Raw genomic sequence first — 19,142 nt, 5'->3', positions numbered from 1 at the left:
TAAAAAAACCGGCGAACAGGTCGCCGGTTTTTTTGTAAGCATAAAGAGCTTAGAAGACGTAGCTCAGCTGCGCGCCCACCAGAACCACATTGCCTTCGATGCCACCACTGTAGCTGATTTCGGCATTACCCATGCCGGAGATGGGCATGGCGATGGTTTCGTTGACCGGTGCATCACCGGTGGCCTCGATGTAGGTCAGCGCCAGATCCAGGGTCAGGTCTTTCTGAAGCTGCCAGGCGGAGCCGACGGAAAACCACAGACGATCCGAATCTGGAATGGTCAGAGTGCGGTCTGCATCACCCACGGCGGTTTTGTCATAGGCCATGCCCGCCCGCAGGGTCCAGATGTCGCTGGCCTGATAGGTGCCGCCCAGAGCAAAGCGCCAGTTGTCTTTGAAGTTTTCCTCTTTAAGCAGGTTACTTGGCTCGCCGGGGAACTCCACAATCAAAGCCTCAAACGCACTCCAGTCAGTCCAGTTGATGGAGCCGTGCATGGCGAATCGCTCAGTCAGCTGATGGAAGGTGGCAAACTCGGCGTACGCCGGCAGAGGCAACTTCAGGCTGCCTGGCTTGCTGGCGCCGGGCGCCAGGCCGAAGCCGGCTCCGATGGCATCGCCTTCCAGCTCCACTTCGATCTCACTGTGATAAGCCACACCGATGCGGTGGCCGGCAGCGGGTTCCCAGGTAGCGCCAAGGCGATACCCAAAGGCCACACCGTCACCCTCGACCGATTTCAGGATGGAACCGGTCGAACCCTGAGGCAGTACGCCCAGGCCTTCAGCCCAGGCGGGAACCGTGGCCTCGACCTTGCCGTCACCGTACAGGGCACGCAACGCCACGCCGAAGCTCAGGGCGTCACTGGCTTTATAGGCCACACTGGGGGCAAATTCGATGGTGGTCACTTCAGTGGTGGAACCAAAGATCGCGGTAGCATGGCCGGCCGGCACTTCGGTGGCCAGGCCGTAGGAGGAGTTCAGTGCCACCCCAATGGCCCACTGATCCGACAGTCGGTTGCTGTAATAGAAGTTTGGCACCAGGGCCGAAGGAGCGAAATCGTCCGCATCCGCTTCACCCGGTCCGGTGGCATACACCGGGGTACCGTTGAGGCTAACGCTAACGTCACCTTGAGAGTCGATATTGGGATCCACGTAGATGGCACCCAGAGACAGTTGTTGCCCCTCCAGTTGCATCAACAGCGCCGGGTTGCGCCCCTGTGCACTGGCGTTATCGGCAATGGCCGCCTCGCCGGCAAACGCCCGCCCCAGGCCAGTCGCGGAATACTCGGCCAGCTGGAAACCAGCCCCCTGGGCCTGCGCCGCCAACACAGTGGCAACAACGGCAGCAACTACACGAATTTTCATACTCTCCCCAAACCTCATACGGTCATTTTGATTTGCCGCCATAGTAGAGAGAGAAAAAAATAGTGCAATTGCTCTTCATCCGAATTGTATAAAAACCCTAATTCAAAACAGATGTCTGGAATAAATCACCACAAAGGCGATCGATTGACACAGCTTTGGTGGCTCCAAAGCTGAACGGGTGTACTGAATGTTTGCTCTAAACACCAGCGACCAAAGTTATAAATCATTAAATTCAAAGACTTAAGCTCGAAAACTGGGCGCACAGTGTACGCCCAATCAAGGAATTTAAAACAGTGAATTTCACCAGCACCTAATGGCACACCAAAATCAACGACCCAAACCATTGAAAGTAAAGCATTTACACTGGTCGGAGCTGATCGTCGAAGCCGATTTCAGCGTACATCTGATTACTGTTGCCAGGCGGGAATAGCCGCTTCGTACTCATCAATGGCGTGCCGGTGGCCCAGGGTCAGGCCGATGGCATCCAGCCCATTAAGCAGATTATGGCGAGCATCGGCGTCCAGGGTAAATGACCAGTTCTGTTCGCCGCACTGCACCTGACAACGTTGCAGATCGATGCTGACCGGCGCCACTGCCGCCGCCTGAATCAGTGCCTGAACCTGGGACTCGGGCAGGGTCACCGGCAACAGGCCGTTATTAATGGCATTCTGATAAAAAATATCGGCAAAGCTGGGGGCGATAATGGCCCGCAAGCCGAAGTCCGCCAACGCCCAGGGGGCATGCTCACGGCTGGAACCGCAACCAAAATTTTCCCCGGCAATCAGAATGGTGGACCGATCCCAGGGGGGCTGGTTCAACACAAAATCTGGATTGGGCTGCTGTCCCTCATGATCCAGGTAACGCCAGTCATGGAACAGATGCACCCCGAAGCCCTCGCGGGTGACCTTGGCCAGAAACTGCTTGGGTATGATCTGGTCGGTATCGATGTTGGCCCGGTCGAGCACCGCGGCCGTGCCCTGATGGTGAGTGAATGGCTGCATGGTGATCTCCTACAGGGTACGAATGTCGACGAACCGGCCCGCCAACGCGGCGGCGGCGGCCATGGCCGGGCTGACCAGGTGAGTTCGGCTGCCCCGCCCCTGTCGCCCTTCGAAGTTACGATTGGATGTGGACGCGCAGCGGTCGCCCGGTTCGAGACGGTCGTCGTTCATCCCCAGACACATGGAGCACCCGGGCAGACGCCATTCGAAGCCGGCATCGATAAAGATGGCATCCAGCCCCTCCCGCTCCGCTTGCTGTTTCACCAGCCCGGAACCGGGCACCACGATGGCATCCACCCCGGGCGCCACCTTATGACCTTTAGCGATGGCCGCCGCCGCCCGCAGATCTTCGATGCGCGAGTTGGTACAGGAGCCAATAAACACCTTATTGATGCTGACATCGGTTAACGCCGTACCCGGGGTCAGATCCATATAAGCCAGCGCCTTGATGGCGGCAGACTGGGTCACCAACTCCTCAAACGCCTCGGCGGCCGGCACCGGCTGATCGATGGCGATCACCTGACCGGGGTTGGTACCCCAGGTCACCTGTGGGGCGATGGCCGCTCCGTCCAGCACCACCTCGGCATCGAAGCAGGCATCCGCATCGCTGTGCAGGCTGCGCCAGTGCGCCACCGCACTCTGCCAGTCATCCCCTTCAGGTGCCATGGGCCGGCCCTCGAGGTAATCGAAGGTGGTCTGATCCGGGGCAATCAATCCCGCTTTGGCGCCCAGCTCGATGGCCATGTTGCACACGGTCATCCGCCCCTCCATGGACAGGTTGCGAATCGCCTCACCGCAAAACTCCACCACATAGCCGGTGCCGCCACCATGACCCACCCGGCCGATGATCGCCAGCACGATGTCCTTGGCGGTGATGCCTTCGGCCACCGTCCCCCGAACCTCAATTTTCATGGTTTTGGCCCGGCGCTGACGCAGAGTCTGGGTGGCCAGCACATGCTCGACCTCGGAGGTGCCGATACCAAACGCCAGGGCACCGAAGGCACCGTGAGTGGCGGTATGGGAATCGCCACAGACGATGGTGGTACCCGGCAGGGTAAACCCCTGCTCCGGCCCCATCACATGAACAATCCCCTGATTCTGATGATGGATGTCATACAGAGTAATACCGAATTCACGGCAATTGGCCTGCAGGGTCTCCACCTGGGTCCGGGCCAACGGCGGCAGCGCCTCAATGGATCGGGTCCGGGTGGAGGTGTTGTGGTCCATGGTTGCCAACGTTTTGCCGACCGCCCGCACCGAGCGACCGGCCTGACGCAAACCATCAAACGCCTGGGGTGAGGTGACTTCATGCACAAGGTGACGATCGATGTACAGCAGCGGGGTCTCCCCCTGGGGCACATTCAGGGTGTGGCTGTGCCAGATCTTCTCAAACAGGGTTTGGCTCATTGTGTGCTTCCTTCGGCAATGCGGGCGGCGATGGCATCCCCCATCTGTGCGGTCGACAGCGCCTGCTGACGACGTTCCGGCGGCAGCAGTTCGGCGGTCATCTGGCCGGCGGCCAGAACCTCGGAGACCGCCCGATCGATGGCGTCGGCGGCGGTCTGCTCGCCCAGGCTGTGGCGCAGCATCAGGCTGGCCGACAGAATCTGCGCCACCGGATTGGCGATGCCGCGACCGGCGATGTCGGGCGCACTGCCTCCGGCGGGCTCATACAAGCCGAAGCCGCTTTCATTGAGGCTGGCGGAGGGCAGCAGCCCCATGGAGCCGGTGATCATCGCCGCTTCATCGGAGATGATGTCGCCAAACAGATTCGAGCACAGCATCACGTCAAAGTCATAGGGCCGACGCAGCAACTGCATGGCGGCGTTGTCGATGTAGATGTGCTCCAGTTCCACATCGGGATAATCGTTGGCCATGGCGTTGACCTCTTCGCGCCACATCACCGAACATGCCAGTACGTTGGCCTTGTCCACCGAGGCCACCCTGCCCCGACGTTTGCGGGCGGCTTCAAACGCCAGCCGGGCGATGCGTCGAATCTCATGACGACTGTAAACCATGGTGTCGAAGGCGGTTTCCTCGGCTCCGTCACCCCGACGCCCCTTGGGCTCACCAAAATAGATGCCGCCGGTCAGCTCCCTGACCACCAGCAGGTCCATGCCCTGGGCACTGATGTCTGCCCGTAAAGGCGACAAGGACTCCAGCCCCTGATGAATCTGCGCCGGGCGCAGGTTGCAGAACAGGCCGAAATGGCCCCGCAGCGGCAGCAGCGATGCCCGCTCCGGTTGTTCGGCAGGGGGCAACCCTTCCCATTTGGGGCCACCAACGGAGCCGAACAGTATGGCGTCGGCCTGCTCACACCCCTCCAGGGTGGCCTCGGGCAGTGCCCGGCCATGACGATCGATGGCGATGCCGCCGATGTCATGGGGATGGTAGTCCAAGCTAAAACCAAACTGGCCGGACACGGCCTGCAACACCTTGATGGCTTCAGCCATCACCTCTGGGCCGATGCCGTCCCCGGCCAGTACTGCGATGCGATGCTGCCTGCTCATGCTTCCTCCAAGATGCGTTGTTTTTTTTGTTGAATCTGCTGTTGTCTGTGGATCAGGTTGTAGACCCGTACCAGGGCGATGGCGGACGACTCGATGATGTCGGTCGACAGGCCCATGCCATGGAAGGTGCGCCCCTCAAACTCGGCGGTAATGTCGACCCGACCCAGGGCGTCGTGACCGCCGCCTTCGGCCCCGATGTGGTAGCTCTTGATGGCCAGTTGGTGGCCGGTGGCCCTGGCGATGGCCTTATAGGCGGAGTCCACCGGGCCGTTGCCGGTGGCCGCCTCGGTCATCACCTCGTCGCCCACCTGCATCTCCACCGAGGCGGTGGCAAAATGACTGCTGCCCGCCTGCACATTCAGCTGTCGAATCTGGTAATGGGCTTCCTCTTCACGCTGATTCTCAAAAAACAGCAGCGCCTCCAGATCGTAATCAAACACCTGGCCTTTCTTATCCGCCAGGGCCAGGAAACGTTGATACAGGGTCTCGAGATCAAACTCGCTGTCGCTATACCCCATCTCCGCCATGCGGTGTTTGATGACGTGACGACCGGAGCGGGAAGTCAGGTTGAGGTTGTTGCGCCCCAGGCCGATGGATTCCGGGGTCATGATTTCATAGGTGTTCTGTGATTTGAGCACCCCGTCCTGATGAATGCCGGAGCTGTGGCTGAAGGCATTGGCACCGACGATGGCCTTGTTAGACTGAATCGGCATGTTGCACAGACGACTGATGGTCTGGCTGACCCGGTGGATCTCGGCGGGGTTGGCGCCCACCTCCAGGCCAAAACGGGCCATGCGGGTCTTGAGGATCATGATCACCTCCTCCAACGCCGCGTTGCCGGCACGCTCACCAATGCCGTTGATGGTGCCCTCAACTTGACGGGCACCGGCTTCAACCGCCGCGATGGAGTTGGCCACCGATAAGCCGAGATCGTCGTGGCAATGAACCGAGATCACCGCCTGGTCGATGTTGGGTACCCGCTCAAACAGGGTGCGGACAATGCCGCCAAACTCGGTGGGAGTGGTGTAACCGACGGTGTCGGGAATATTAACGGTGCCGGCACCGGCTTTGATGGCCGACTCCACCATACGGCACAGATTGTCGATGGGGGTCCGGCCGGCATCTTCACAGGAAAACTCGACATCATCGGTAAAACGACGGGCATACCGGATGGCGTCAGTGGCCATCTCCTCCACCTGGGAGAAGTTGCGCTTCAGCTTGCTCTGTACATGAATGTCGGAGGTCGAAATGAAGGTGTGGATACGGAACTGGTCCGCCACTTTCATCGCCTCGGCGGCGGCATCGATGTCGGCCTGCACCGCCCGGGACAGGGCGCAGATGCGGCTGTCCTTGATGGTGGCGGCAATCTGACGCACCGATTCAAAATCCCCGGGCGAAGAGACCGGGAAACCGGCCTCGATAATGTCGATCCCCATCCGTTCCAGCGCCCGGGCAATCTGCAACTTTTCGTTGACCGACAAACTGGCGGCCAGCGCCTGCTCTCCGTCTCTCAGTGTGGTATCAAACAAGATTACCTGATCTGTCATTACTGCCTCCCTGACAACCCGTTCCCATGCGCAAGCAAAAAAAAACCCGCGCTCTAGGGCGCGGGTTGGCTATGCTCGAGTGGTACTGTTTTTAGTCCACGACCGGCCGGCCCGCGCAGCGTCCTGCTAGGGTTAGGCTTAGTAGTAGGGTGGAACCAAAAACGTTGTACATAAAAATTCAGTTTATCGTGGTTACGAAGTGACCTAACTATGGCGGTATTTCGCAAAGCCTGTCAACCACTAATCCTCGGAGCGGTGGAAATTTTTGCTTTTTTCTGACCAAACCCTGGCCCAAAGCCAGCCGAGAAACGACACCATTATGTGCCAATTAAGCAACAATTACCGTCACTTACATATTCGCCTCCAAGTCAGTTCTGGTGCCGCTTTTGAGAGCCACCTCGCCCTGTCGGTATCCACTTCTTTACCAACGTGTAACAGAAGCATTATCCTATAGGCCTACCCTTTATTTATGCAGGCCATAATGCTGTCTCCGATTAGGATGATTGGAATCCTGCTGCTGACGCTTCTCCCCTGGAGCGCACTGGCGGACGATCTGACCCAACGCCTGGACGCCCTGACTCTCGAGGTGCAACTGGGTGCGCCCGACAGTTACGCCCATCTGGACAAGCTGGGTCCACAGATTCAATCGGCCACCCCCCTGCAACAGATGCGCTGGCATGTGCTGCGCTGCGAATCCGCCGCAGGCAGTCGCTCGCTGTCCGAGGTGCAGCAGGTGGTTCGTCAGGGCCTGGCGTTGGCGGAGAGGTTGCAACAGCCACAACTGGCGGCCTACATGAACGCCTGCGAGAGCAGCAAGCTCATGACCCAGGGGCAGTATGAGCAGGCGTTGGACAGCATCAATCGCGCCATCCATGACAACAGCGCCTACGGTGCGCTGGGCATCAGCCTGCTGCGCCGGGCCGACATCTACGCCGATCAGGGGAATCTTGAAGCGGCACTGGATGACCTGTACCAGGCCCTCACCTGGCTTGAAAGCACCCACGACTACCCGCCACTGTTTCAGCCTCATCCCGCCATGCTGTCCTACTCACTGGCGCGGACCTATTACTATCTGGGCGACTACCTGCGCAGCGACACCCTATTTGAGCAAGCCGTCAGGGAAGCGCCTTCGGACTCGGTGCTCAGCTGGGTGATTCGCGTCAATCAAACCTTCACCCTGATGCAACAACAACGCTTTATCGAAGCCAGTCAGCAGATGGAGAGCCTGGACGCCCTGGTACCCAACATGAGCCTGACCGACCAGGCCCATTTCAACCTGCTGTACGCCCACCTGAGTCTGAAACTCGACCGTTTCGCCAAAGGCTACCAATACGCCGAGCTGGCCATCAGTCAGTTTGGTGAGCTGGGGATGGATGAACGTCAGGCACGGGCCCGCGGCTTTCTGGCCGAATCGGCCTTTCACCTGGAACGGTTCGAGGACGCCCGCTACCACCTGAAGCTGGCCCGGGAGCGCTACCGGCAAGACAACGACATCCGGGTACTGGCCGATCTGGATCGCATCGAGTCGGAAGGCGAGGCCCTGCAGGGGCACTTTCAAAAAGCCTATCAGCTGCAGCTGTCCTATCAGAAAGCCTACGCCGGCCTGCAGGAACAGCTGCGAAAAGACGCGCTGTTGCAGCAGCAAGCCCAGTTGGATCAGCGCATCGACCGCAGTCGTGAACGGCTGGCCGCCCAGTCAGAAGAGTATTTTAAGCTCCACAACAAATTGATGATCTGGCAGGTGATCGCCTCGCTGAGTCTGCTGTTATGGCTGATCTGGCTGCTGTTCAAACTCACCAGCAACACTGGCGCCGGCGCTGGCAACCGGCCTCTGCAGAGTCAGGACTGGCGCAGCCAGCTGGAACACGCCCTGGCGACCACAGACCGAACGCTGCCGGTAGTGCAGTTCAATTGGGAAGGTCCAGCCCTGAGTGAACTGGACAGAAAGCGGATTCTGAGTCGGGATCTGCGCATCAATGACATCATGCTGGAGCCCGGCGATCACCAGTTGCTGATGCTGCTGGTGGACGCCAGTGAGGCCGAGGCCGAACGGCTACGCTATCGCCTCAGTCGCAGCCTGGCGGAGGCCGGCTACCTGAACATCACCACCGGTGTGGCCCGTTCTCATCCACTGGATCGCAGCGATTCTCTGTTGGCACGGCTGGAGTGCAACCAGATTCAACACAGCCTGATGCGGCCGGAAAACATCATTCGTCCAAATAAGCCGCAATGGCATCGATGAACTGCTGTCCGTAACGCTCCAGCTTCTTGGCACCCACTCCGTTGATCCGCAGCAGTGTCCACTCAGTGGTGGGCAACTCACTGGCCATCTCAGCCAGGCTGGCATCGGAGAACACCTGGTAGGGCGGAATTCCCGCCTCGTCGGCCAGGGTGCGACGCAACTGCTTCAACAGGGCAAACAGACGCCGGTCGTAGTTTTGCGGCAATAACCGGCTGCGGCCACGGCTGGGCTTGGCCAGCACAATGCGGGGCTCCGCCAGCTCCAGCTTTTGATTCCCCTGCAACACCGATCGGGCCGCCGGATTCAGCGTCAGTGCCATGGAGCGGGTAATGTCCTGATTCACTAGGCCATGGTGTACCAACTGTCGCAATACCGACAGCCAGTGGTCACTGGAGTGCTCGCTACCAATGCCCCAGGTGGTCAGCTTGTCGTGGCCCCGCTCCACCACGGCGTGATTCTTACTGCCACGCAACACCTCGATGACGTGACCCATGCCAAACCGCTGCTTCACCCGGTAGATGCAGCTGAGGGCCTTGCGCGCCTGTTCGGTGGCGTCGAAGCGTTTCGGCGGATCCAGGCAGATGTCGCAGTTGCCGCAAGACTCGTGGGCGGGTTCATCGAAATAGTTCAGCAACACCTGACGCCGACAAGTCTGGGCCTCGGCAAACGCGGCCATGGCATTAAGCTTATGGATGTCCACCGGGTTGGGCTCGCGATCGCCGCTCTCCAGCAACTGCCTCACCCGGGCAATGTCACCGGGGTCAAACAGCATCAGCGCTTCGGCGTCCAGGCCGTCGCGGCCGGCACGGCCAGTTTCCTGATAGTAGCTCTCGATGGATTTTGGCAGGTCCCAGTGCACCACAAAGCGGACATTGGACTTGTTGATGCCCATGCCAAAGGCTACCGTAGCCACCACAATGTCCACCTGCTCACGCAGAAACGCCTCCTGCACCTGATTACGCAGATCCGACTCCAGACCGGCATGATAAGCTTCGGCAGCAAACCCCTCTTTACGCAGCTTTTCGGCCACCTCTTCGACCCGACGGCGGCTGCCGCAGTAGATAATGCCGGCGTTGCCTTTCTGCTGCTGCAGGAAGGTCTTCAGCTGAGTGAAGGGGCTGAGCTTGTCCATCACGCTGTAGCGGATGTTGGGTCGATCGAAGCTGGACAGGTGCTCGTGGGGCTGGTGCAACCCAAGGCGCTGAACGATGTCGACCCGGGTGGCCTGATCGGCGGTGGCGGTGAGGGCCATCATCGGAATGTGGGGAAACGCCTGTTTAACCTCGCCGAGACGGGCGTACTGGGGACGGAAATCGTGGCCCCACTGACTGATGCAATGGGCCTCGTCCACGGCGATCAACGCCAACGGCCACTCCGCCAACCTGGCCATCATATCCGGTGCCAGCAGACGCTCCGGCGAGAGGTAGATCAGCTTGATTTGACCATCGCGGATGGCGGCCAGGCTGGCCAGCCACTCCTCCCGGCTCAAACTGGAGTTCAACGCCACCGCTCCGATCCCCAGCTGACGAACGGCGTCCACCTGATCCTTCATCAGCGACAGCAGAGGCGACACCACCACGGTGACCCCCTCGAGCAGCAGCGCCGGCAATTGATAACACAGGCTCTTACCACCGCCGGTCGGCATGATCACCAACCCATCCCGCCCCTGGCAAGCCGAGGCCACCACCTGTTCCTGGCCGGGACGGAACTGACGGTACCCAAACACCTGCTGAAGCAGGGCCAGCGCAGGGTCAGTGCAGTCGGATAGGGGCGTGGCAGCAGCGGTGGAGTCCATGAATCTCAATACAGGGTCGCAAAAGGCCCGTTATTGTAATTCAACTGACCGCCGCTGTCTGCCACCACAAAAAGGTTGTGCCCCGATCCCCGAAGTGCTTTGATAAGTGATTGAAAAACAATCAACCCGAGCGAGGGCGAGCGCCAATGACCACCCTGACCCAGCCACAAGCGCTGGAGTACGTACGCGGACTCTTTGCCGAACGCATCCCGTTTAATCAGCTGGTCGGCATTGAGTTAAAACAGCTCAGCCTGGATCAGCTTGAATTAAGAGTGCCGATGCGGCCGCAACTGGTCGGCAATCCGGCCCAGCAGATTCTCCACGGCGGCGTCACCGCCACCCTACTGGACGTGGTGGGCGGACTCACCGCCTTTACCGGCGTGATCCAGAGTCGCGACCTCTGGCCCGAAGCGGTACTGGTCCGGCGCCTGAAGACGCTCGGAACCATCGACTTACGGGTGGATTACCTGCGCCCCGGCCGGGGCGAACTGTTTGTGGCCACCGGTACCGTCATCCGAGCCGGTAACAAAGTGGCGGTCTCCCGCATGGAGCTGCACAACGAACGGGGCAGCCACATCGCCTTTGGCACCGGCACTTACATGGTGGGTTAACGCCGTCATTGCATCCATGGCCACCGCAGGGGCATACTGTCGCTCCTTTTACGGCTATTGCCCCCGACTTCGACCAGTGTGACCCATGCAAAATCAGGAATTCCGCCACGGCGTGATCTACGCCATCATGGCCTACTGCATGTGGGGCTTCGCCCCCCTGTACTTCAAATCCATTGCCGAAGTACCGGCAACGGAGATCCTGATGCACCGGGTGATCTGGTCTTTCGTGATGATGCTGTTGCTGGTGGCCGTAACCGGGCAGTTCAGCGCGGTACGCCGACTGCTTCGCCAACCCAGACAGCTGCTCACCCTGACCGCCACCGCCACCCTGGTCGCTGGTAACTGGTTGATTTTCATCTGGGCCGTCAACTCAGGTCGCATGCTCGATGCCAGCCTGGGCTATTTCATCAACCCTCTGTTCAACGTCGCGCTGGGGATGCTTTTCCTGGGTGAACGACTGCCGAGAATGCAGTTGATGGCGGTGGGGCTGGCGGCCACCGGGGTGGTGGTGGAGCTGGTGCACTTTGGCTCCCTGCCCTGGATCTCCCTGGCACTGGCCAGCAGCTTCGGCTTATACGGCCTGCTGCGCAAGAAAGTGGCATTGCAGTCCATTACCGGCCTGTTTGTGGAAACCGCGATGATGCTGCCGGTGGCGCTGCTGTTCTGGGCTCAACTGGACTCCCCCACCTCGAACTTCGGCAACAACCCGCTACAGCTCAATCTGCTGATCGCCGCCGCCGGGGTGATCACCACCCTGCCGCTGCTCTGCTTCGCCGCCGCCGCAGTGCGAATCCCGTTTTACATGCTGGGAGTATTCCAGTACATCGGCCCCAGCCTGATGTTTGGCCTGGCCATCACCCTGTACGACGAGCAGCTGGATCCGGCCCAGCTAACGACCTTCTGCTTTATCTGGGCGGCGCTGGTGTTGTTCACCTTTGACATGTGGCGCCAGTCGAGAAAAAAACGCCGCGCCTGAAAACCAAACAGCCCCGCAAAAGCGGGGCTGTGTCTGACCAGAGCGGCGACTAAGCCAGTTGCCGATCCAACAACTTTCGATAGCTCTCCAGGGCACCACTGTGCTCACCCAGTTGCTCCTGTAACTCCGCCAACTGTGAGTACCGGTATCGGGTCGGAGCCAGCTCGATAGCTTTACGCTGGTACTTCTTCGCTTCCCGATACTGACGTATCTGACGACTGAGGTTGGCCAGGCAATCATAATACTCCGCCGATTCCGGCGCCGCATAATGACGCTGCAATTGATGAATCAGCGATTCACCGGCATCCTCACTGCACAGAGGCAGCACCTCCAGCAGCAGCGCCTGCGGCGCCGATTTCGTCAGCTGTGCCATCAGCATCTTGCGGGCTTCGGTGGCCTGCTGAAATCGAATCAGCGCCTCGATGTACGCCAGGGCAATGGAGTCCAGTTTGCGGGTTCGCCGCGGCAACTGTTGCCAACGCTCCTGAACCGCCTCCAGGGTGGGACAGGCTTGCAGGGCACCGCGCTCAATCTCCACCGGCAACGCCTGCAACTGCTCCTGGGGCAAAACCTTATGCTTGGTCAATGCCGGGGCAATGCGGGAGATAGCGTCCCAGTCCTGCTGACGCTGATACAGCTCATGGGCCAGCTTCAACACCGTCGGACGGGCTCTCAGTGACGCTGGAAGTGCCTCCAGGCACTGACGGGCGGACGCCAGCTCACCGTCCTGAATCAGGTAGCGGATGCGGGCAATGTTAACCGCCGCGTCGCTGCCGGGCAGGGCTTCCGCCTGTTTAAGGAAGGCCTCGGTCTGCTCGGCATCGCCCTGATGATGGGCTGCACGGGCCGCCGCCAGGTAGTTCACCAGTGGCAACTCACCGGCTCCGGCGCCTTTCGACATCGCCTTCTGCGCCAGAGACCAGTTCTCTTCCGCCAGCGCCAGCGCCCCCTGCAACGTGAATTTGCGCGAGCTGCGCAGCCGCCAGCGCCTGGGCAGCGACCAGGTCAGGCCGATACCCTGCATGCCCTTAACCAACAGCCACTCCAGCAACTGCAGCAGGGCAAAGCCCACCAGCAACATCACCACCGCCGCCACCACCGACGTTTCGATGGTGTAATCGCCGATGGCCAGCAACAGATAACCTTTGTTCTCGACCAGTTTGGGACCAACAATGGCACCGGCCAATACAATCAGGGTATAAATCAGCAGCCTAATCATCAGCGATTCTCCCTGGCACTACCCAGGCGATCCGCCACTATCCGTTCCAGCAGCGGTTGGCTGCTTAACTCCGTTGGCAGACGACTGGCCAACTCCGCCGATTTCAGATCCGACAAGGTTGCCAGGGCCGCATCGATCTCGGCCGCGTCCCGTTTGAAATAGGTATCGATCCACTCAGAAGCGGTTCCCAGTGCCTTACGGTAGGCCTGGGTATGGCCGTGGTACAGCGCCAACTGGGCCTGCATCATCTTGCCTTTGAGGTGCTCTCTCAGATACCACTCCTGCTCCGGGGCCAGCAATGGCTGCAGATCTCCCTGACGGCGACGGACGGTGATGAAATCGTCCATCAGCGCGCTCCAGGTTTTGGCCAGATTGGTACGCCAGTCATCCACCGACTCCGAGGGTGCGTTGCTGGTCTCCGCTTGTGCCAAGTCCGGCAACTCCACCCGGTTCAACGGCCACTGATCCACCTTGGCGATCAAGGCCTCGATGGACAGGGCCAACCCGGCCAGATCCTGTCTGGGCAGGGCTTTGAGGGTGGCAATATCATCATTCAACGCCGCCCGAATCGACGTCAAAGCATTGTCATTCACCAGATTCAAACGCCGATCTGCATCCTGCAGCAGGGCGATGGCGGTTTGCACGTCCTGCTCCAGCCACAGCTTGCGACCGGCCATCTGCACCAGATAGTCGGCTTCGGCCAGTAACCAGTCCTGTGGCCGCAGGTTGCGGGCCTTGGTCAGTGCCGACTGCAACTCGGCCACCTGCTTAATCATCCCCTGTTGCTGGCGGGCCTGCTCACCGATGCGTTGCTCCAGCATGTTGCGCTCGGACAACATCTGAGTGCGCATCTCGTCCAGCTTGCCGGTCAGGGCCTGCGACTGCAGTTGTTGTTGTTGACGTTGCTGCCACTGCCACACCGTAAAGGCGGTGGACGCCGCTGCCAGCAGCAGGGCGACGATGGCAACCAGAATGGCGACGCTGGCGCCCTTGCTCTCACCTTTCACCGATTGAGACAGAGGGGGCTGGGCAGCGGTCACTGGCTGGCTGATGGCCGTCTCGGCCTCTGGAGTTGGGGTGTCACCCGTTCCGGTTGCCGGCTCGGCACCATCGGGCACAGCCTCACTTTGCCGAGCCGCTTGATGGACGTCGGCCTCAGGCTGCGGCGGCGTGGCATTGTGATCAGCGGAGTCTGGCGACTCCAGTTTTGACTCATCGGGGCTGGGAGAGTTGGGATGTTCCGGCTTCTTATCCATTACTAACGATTCTTCCAGTTTGCTATCGATTCAATGATAGCGTCATCTCCTGCTCCCTGGGTCACGCAGATGTGCTGGCACCCCAATTTTCGGGCCGCCGCAGCCACCCGCTCCACCGGCACCAACAACAATTGCTGCTGAAGCCAGGGTCGCTGAGGCTCGGGCACCACTTGAAATAGGTTGTGCAGGATCTCGACACTGGTAGCCAGTATGGCGTTAACGCCGTCCCGTTGCCAGCTTTGTACTTGATCTGAACCATTTATTTTGGGTAACTGGCGACGATAAACCGACCAGTACTGCACCGATGCACCCGCCGCTACCAGGCGCTCGGCCATGGTCTCACGACCGCCATTACCACGGACAATGACAAAACGCTGCCGGGCCACATCCGCCATCTGCGGCAGTGACCACACCCCTTCGGTGGTTTCGTTGTCGACCGGTGCGGTCAAGGGAGAAACACCGTGGGTGCGCAACGCCCTGGCGGTGGCACCACCAACGGCCAGATAGCGAATGGGAGGCCAAGAAGGCAACAGGCGGGCGGCGTAGTCAACCGCATTAGCAGACACAAAAAAAGCCGCATCAGCCCCAGCCAGTGGGGAGGGACACGGCTGCGGTTCAGCGACGATCTCCATCATGGGGCAGCAGCTTACCTGCTCCCCCATGGCCTCCAGCCGGGCGGCCAGAGACCGGTTGCGACCCGCCGGGCGGGTCAGCAAGACGTGCATCAGGCCTCCCCGTACACCTCTTTGAGAATCTCACCGGCACCGGCACTGAGCAGCATTTCAGCCAGTTCAATGCCCAGCTTTTCGGCGTCGGCCTTGTTGCCGCGCACTTCGTTGCGCAGCAGCACGCTGCCATCCGGCTTGCCCACCAGGCCACGCAACCACAACTGATCGCCTTCCAGTTCGGCGTAGGCACCGATTGGCACCTGGCAGCCCCCTTCCAAATGGGTGTTCATGGCGCGCTCGGCAATCACCCGGGCACGGGTCTCCTGGTGCTCCAGAACGCTCAGCAGCTCCAGCAACTCGGCGTCGTCCAGACGGGCTTCGATGCCGACCGCCCCCTGACCATTGGCTGGCAGGGACTGCTCGCTTTCGATAAAGCTGGTAATGCGGTGATCAAATTCCAGTCGTTTCAGGCCCGCTGCCGCCAGAATGATGGCATCGTACTCGCCGTCATCCAGCTTACGCAGGCGGGTGTTGACGTTACCACGCAGATCGTGAATCTTCAGATCCGGGCGCAGTTCACGCAATTGACATTGACGACGCAGGCTCGAGGTGCCGACGATGGCGCCCTGTGGCAGCTCATCCAGTGTCTTGTAGTTATTTGACACGAAGGCATCACGGGGATCTTCACGCTCACAAATCGTGGTCAGGCCCAGCCCTTCCGGAAAGTCCACCGGCACGTCCTTCATGGAATGCACCGCGATGTCAGCCCGCCCTTCCAGCATGGCCACTTCCAGCTCTTTTACGAACAAGCCCTTGCCACCGACTTTGGCCAGCGGCGTATCGAGAATGATGTCACCCTTGGTGGACATCGGCAGCAGAATCACCTCCAGGCCGGGATGCGCTTTCTCCAGCTCGGCCTTAACAAACTCCGCCTGCCACATGGCCAGCGGGCTCTTGCGGGTTGCGATTCGAATCTCTTTACGCGCCATAAGTCTCGGTTTCCTTAACTAATATCGGCACTGATTTGCGCCGTTACCAACAACAATTAGCGCTCATGTTGCCAGCATTTCGTATTGCGTTAAAGCAGGCACGGCGGTTAGCCACGCTTTTATCGCCCTAAATCTCGGAAAATTGATCCTTTTCACGATTTCTCGTCGATGCGGGAATAATGTTATCATGATCACACTTCCCTTCCATTTTGTGAGATTGCATTGAACCAGGTTTCGGCCGACATTGCTCTGAGTAACACCCTGAATCAGGTTCGGCTTAAGCAATTCCAGCAACTACTGAGCCCGCACCAGATTGCCGTGTTATCGACGGTGATCGGCGCCCTGCATTGCCCGGAATCTCGGGCGCTACCCGGCTGCCCGACCGCCATCAGCGGCTTCGTTTCGCCACCGCTGTTCCGCCCTTCCGATGATGACCTTCGCCATGACGGTCCACTGCTGGGGCTCTATGCCATGGGCAGTAGCGGTTCATTGGGACAGACCCGAAGCTCCGACGTGGATCTGTGGCTGGTTCACGAAGACGGTCTCGACAGCGACACCCTGGAAGCCCTGCAACAGAAGATGCAATGGCTCAGCCGCTGGGCCACCGAACAGGGGTTGGAAACCCACCTGTTCCTGATTAACCCCTGCCAATTCGGCCAGCCCTGCCAGCGATGCCTGGACAAGGAGCACAGCGGCAGCGCCCAGCACTGGCTGCTGCTGGAGGAGTTCTACCGCACTCAGACCCGCCTGGCCGGCAAGGCCCTGGCCTGGTGGCCCGGCGCACCAACCGACCACCCCGCGCTGCTGTCTCTGGGACAGATCCAACACCTGCCCGCCAGTGAGTTTTTTGGTGCCGCCCTGTGGCAGCTGTTCAAGGGCATCGATCGGCCCCATAAATCCGCCCTAAAAGTGCTGCTGCTGGAGGCCTACGTGGCCGACTATCCGGATCAGCGCATCCTGCGGGATCAGTTATGGTATGGGCTTAAGGCCGGCAAGTCGGTTCAGGAGACCGATCACTATCTGATGCTGTACCAGCGCCTCGAACACTATCTGAGCCGGCAGCAGGAGCCGAGCCGGCTGTCGATGGTACAGCGCTGCTTCTACTTGAAATGCCACAGTAACAGTGCCCCGGTGGATCTAGACGACTGGCGCCGGCGCACACTGACCAAACTGGCCAAACAATGGCAATGGACGCCGCTGTTGATCGACTCACTGGATCAGGCGCAAAACTGGCATGCGGGCCAGGTGCGCTGGTTCAATCAACAGCTGCAACAATTGATGCTGGCCAGCTACCAGAGACTGACCAATTTCGCCAGCGGCCAGCGCCTGCCGAGACAGTTGCAGATTCAGGACATGGGCATTCTGACCCGCAAACTCTACACCCAGTTTGAGTCGGAGCCGGACAAGCTGGTGCGACTCAACCCGCTATGGAGCCACGGGCTGGTGGAGCCGCACCTGACCCTGCTGCAGGTGGATGCCAGCGACAGCCACGGCGGCAACTGGTACCTGTATCGCCAACAACCGGACAAACGGCTGCTGTTTGGTGAAAGCCCGTTGTTCCACCACCGCAGCCGTCTGGCATGCATCGCCTGGGCCGCCGCCAACGGCTTGGTGGACTTCCACACCCAGATTCACTGCTTCAATGCCGGCCAGGGGCGAAGCAGTCGCTCACTGACCCGGTTGGCGCGCCAGTTTAGCCAGCAGTTGCCGCAGCCGGAAATAAGCGATCTGGAGGCCTTGCAGCAACCCTGGCATCTGGACGAAATTACGGTGGTGGTCAATCTGGAGCAGGATCCCTCCCGCCACTGGCACGGATCCGAGGCGATGCTGGATCTGAGGGGCAACAAGGTGCTGTCCACCGGACGGCCGAAGCGGCCGCTGATCGGCTCGCTGGAGCTGCTGTGTCGCAACAGTTGGGGAGAGCTGCACTACCACAGCTTCGACGGCGAGCATGGCATTCTGGAGATGCTGGAACAGCTGATGTCCGGCATCACCAATGAACACCTGCCTCGAGTCAGGGTGGTGTCGGTCGGCCACAGAGCCAACCGTCAAATCACCGATAAGCTGCAGTTTCTGATCGAACAGTGTGGACGCTTACGGCAACAGAGTCGGGCTGAGCAGTTGCAGGTTCTGCCGCTGACCATCGGCGAGCATCAGTACGGACTGCTGTTTTCCAGTCAGGGCATGCACTGGCGGCCCGCCGCTGAACTGCCACCGCTGCCGGCGCCGCTCAGAGAGGGCACCCTGCAGACACTGCCCCAACCCCACCTGGGCGATGACCCCTACGCCAGCGCTCCGGCAATCCTGAGGCTGCACGCCCGCAAGGGGATGCGACAGTACTTTGTGCGCGAGCGCCAGCAGGGGCTGGACATCTACCTGCTGGATGAGAACAACGTCATGCAGCGGTTTTTCCACTCCGTCACTCAGCTGAGCGCCCTGATCGACAACATCAGCGATCTCTATGTATTTAAGCAGGAAGGGAAGTTTGGCGGTGGCAGCTTTAATCTGCCGCAGTTCTATCGGCTCAAGCGCTGCAACGGCGAACTGACCGTGATGCCACTGGCGGAATCGGAACTGCTGCAGCTGGGGTAACTCCGCCAGCGAATCCACGGAGGGATTCGCCTGGCAAGCATTAGAATTGAATCTGCTCTCCGCCTTGCTTGGCTACCGATTCGGATAAAAACGCTAACAGCTCAACGCCTTCCCGCTCCTCAATCCACTGGCCCTCAACCTGGCTAAAACGGTAACCACCAAACTTGGTTGCCAACCACAACTGACACATCGCTTCCTGCTTATTCAGCACAATGTGGCTACCATCGATGCATTCCAGATCCAGTACATTGCCGGACTGCTCATAATCCAGCTCCAGCTCACTGTCATCGATGGCATCGACGATGCCCTCCAGCGTGTCGTCGGCCAGTTGGTGAAAGCGGCTTGTATCCATCGACATGATCTATTCTCTTTGTTT

Annotated in this window: 15 protein-coding genes; 4 read left to right on the top strand and 11 right to left on the bottom strand. The window is 59.8% G+C overall.

The features are described 5' to 3' along the window. Nucleotides 1-49: 49 nt before the first annotated feature. The 5 genes from BLT77_RS00850 to leuA form a co-directional block, all read right to left on the bottom strand. Nucleotides 50-1,360: an outer membrane protein transport protein gene (locus BLT77_RS00850; protein WP_090360399.1), complete on the bottom strand. Its 1,311-nt coding sequence runs from the start codon at nt 1,358-1,360 to the stop codon at nt 50-52. A 407-nt stretch (nt 1,361-1,767) separates the two neighbouring features. Then, nucleotides 1,768-2,361 carry a 3-isopropylmalate dehydratase small subunit gene (gene leuD, locus BLT77_RS00845; protein WP_090360394.1) on the bottom strand — a complete coding sequence of 198 codons (594 nt, stop codon included), beginning with the start codon at nt 2,359-2,361 and terminating at the stop codon, nt 1,768-1,770. 9 nt (nt 2,362-2,370) lie between these two features. Further along, nucleotides 2,371-3,768, bottom strand: coding sequence for a 3-isopropylmalate dehydratase large subunit (gene leuC / locus BLT77_RS00840; protein ID WP_090360391.1), 1,398 nt, complete (start codon nt 3,766-3,768; stop codon nt 2,371-2,373). Then, the gene (gene leuB, locus BLT77_RS00835; protein WP_090360383.1) at nt 3,765-4,871 is read right to left on the bottom strand and encodes a 3-isopropylmalate dehydrogenase; all 1,107 of its coding nucleotides are present in this window, start codon (nt 4,869-4,871) and stop codon (nt 3,765-3,767) included. The genes leuC and leuB overlap by 4 nt, the downstream gene beginning before the upstream one ends. Continuing rightward, nucleotides 4,868-6,418 (bottom strand): 2-isopropylmalate synthase, encoded by a 1,551-nt coding sequence (gene leuA / locus BLT77_RS00830; RefSeq protein ID WP_090360379.1) that lies wholly within the window; start codon nt 6,416-6,418, stop codon nt 4,868-4,870. Before leuA ends, leuB begins: the two co-directional genes overlap by 4 nt. Before the next feature lie 481 nt (nt 6,419-6,899). Between leuA and BLT77_RS00825 the strand changes: the two genes are divergently transcribed. Further along, nucleotides 6,900-8,660: a tetratricopeptide repeat protein gene (locus BLT77_RS00825; protein WP_176819150.1), complete on the top strand. Its 1,761-nt coding sequence runs from the start codon at nt 6,900-6,902 to the stop codon at nt 8,658-8,660. Here BLT77_RS00825 and recQ read toward each other — a convergent pair. Next, on the bottom strand, nt 8,626-10,455 hold the full coding sequence (gene recQ, locus BLT77_RS00820; protein WP_090360371.1) for a DNA helicase RecQ: 1,830 nt from the start codon (nt 10,453-10,455) through the stop codon (nt 8,626-8,628). The two genes, BLT77_RS00825 and recQ, sit on opposite strands and share 35 nt — an antisense overlap. A gap of 146 nt (nt 10,456-10,601) precedes the next feature. On the opposite strand from recQ, the gene BLT77_RS00815 reads away from it, so the two are divergent. Beyond that, the gene (locus BLT77_RS00815; protein WP_090360366.1) at nt 10,602-11,066 is read left to right on the top strand and encodes a thioesterase family protein; all 465 of its coding nucleotides are present in this window, start codon (nt 10,602-10,604) and stop codon (nt 11,064-11,066) included. A gap of 85 nt (nt 11,067-11,151) precedes the next feature. Continuing rightward, a complete protein-coding gene (gene rarD, locus BLT77_RS00810; protein ID WP_090360362.1) occupies nt 11,152-12,042 on the top strand; it encodes an EamA family transporter RarD in 891 nt (296 codons plus the stop codon). 49 nt (nt 12,043-12,091) lie between these two features. On the opposite strand, the gene BLT77_RS00805 is transcribed toward rarD, so the two are convergent. From BLT77_RS00805 to hemC, 4 genes are read right to left on the bottom strand one after another with little or no spacing between them, the layout of a single operon-like run. Beyond that, complete coding sequence (locus BLT77_RS00805; RefSeq protein WP_090360357.1) at nt 12,092-13,261, bottom strand: heme biosynthesis HemY N-terminal domain-containing protein; 1,170 nt, start codon at nt 13,259-13,261, stop codon at nt 12,092-12,094. Next, a complete protein-coding gene (locus BLT77_RS00800; protein WP_090360354.1) occupies nt 13,261-14,517 on the bottom strand; it encodes a uroporphyrinogen-III C-methyltransferase in 1,257 nt (418 codons plus the stop codon). The genes BLT77_RS00805 and BLT77_RS00800 overlap by 1 nt, the downstream gene beginning before the upstream one ends. A 2-nt stretch (nt 14,518-14,519) precedes the next feature. Next, entirely contained in the window at nt 14,520-15,242 is a 723-nt protein-coding gene (locus BLT77_RS00795; protein WP_090360349.1) for a uroporphyrinogen-III synthase, read from the bottom strand. Next, the gene (gene hemC / locus BLT77_RS00790) at nt 15,242-16,174 is read right to left on the bottom strand and encodes a hydroxymethylbilane synthase (RefSeq protein WP_090360345.1); all 933 of its coding nucleotides are present in this window, start codon (nt 16,172-16,174) and stop codon (nt 15,242-15,244) included. The genes BLT77_RS00795 and hemC overlap by 1 nt, the downstream gene beginning before the upstream one ends. Before the next feature lie 222 nt (nt 16,175-16,396). Here hemC and BLT77_RS00785 point away from each other — a divergent pair, with 222 nt between their 5' ends. Continuing rightward, nucleotides 16,397-18,766: a class I adenylate cyclase gene (locus tag BLT77_RS00785; protein WP_090360341.1), complete on the top strand. Its 2,370-nt coding sequence runs from the start codon at nt 16,397-16,399 to the stop codon at nt 18,764-18,766. Nucleotides 18,767-18,806: 40 nt separating this feature from the next. Here BLT77_RS00785 and cyaY read toward each other — a convergent pair whose 3' ends face one another. Next, nucleotides 18,807-19,124 carry an iron donor protein CyaY gene (gene cyaY / locus BLT77_RS00780; RefSeq protein WP_090360336.1) on the bottom strand — a complete coding sequence of 106 codons (318 nt, stop codon included), beginning with the start codon at nt 19,122-19,124 and terminating at the stop codon, nt 18,807-18,809. Nucleotides 19,125-19,142: the final 18 nt, after the last annotated feature.

This window comes from Ferrimonas sediminum, from assembly GCF_900100175.1.
In the GTDB taxonomy this organism is placed as follows: domain Bacteria; phylum Pseudomonadota; class Gammaproteobacteria; order Enterobacterales; family Shewanellaceae; genus Ferrimonas; species Ferrimonas sediminum.
The sequence above is the reverse complement of the archived record's forward strand: the minus strand, read 5'-3'. Positions and strand labels throughout refer to the sequence as shown.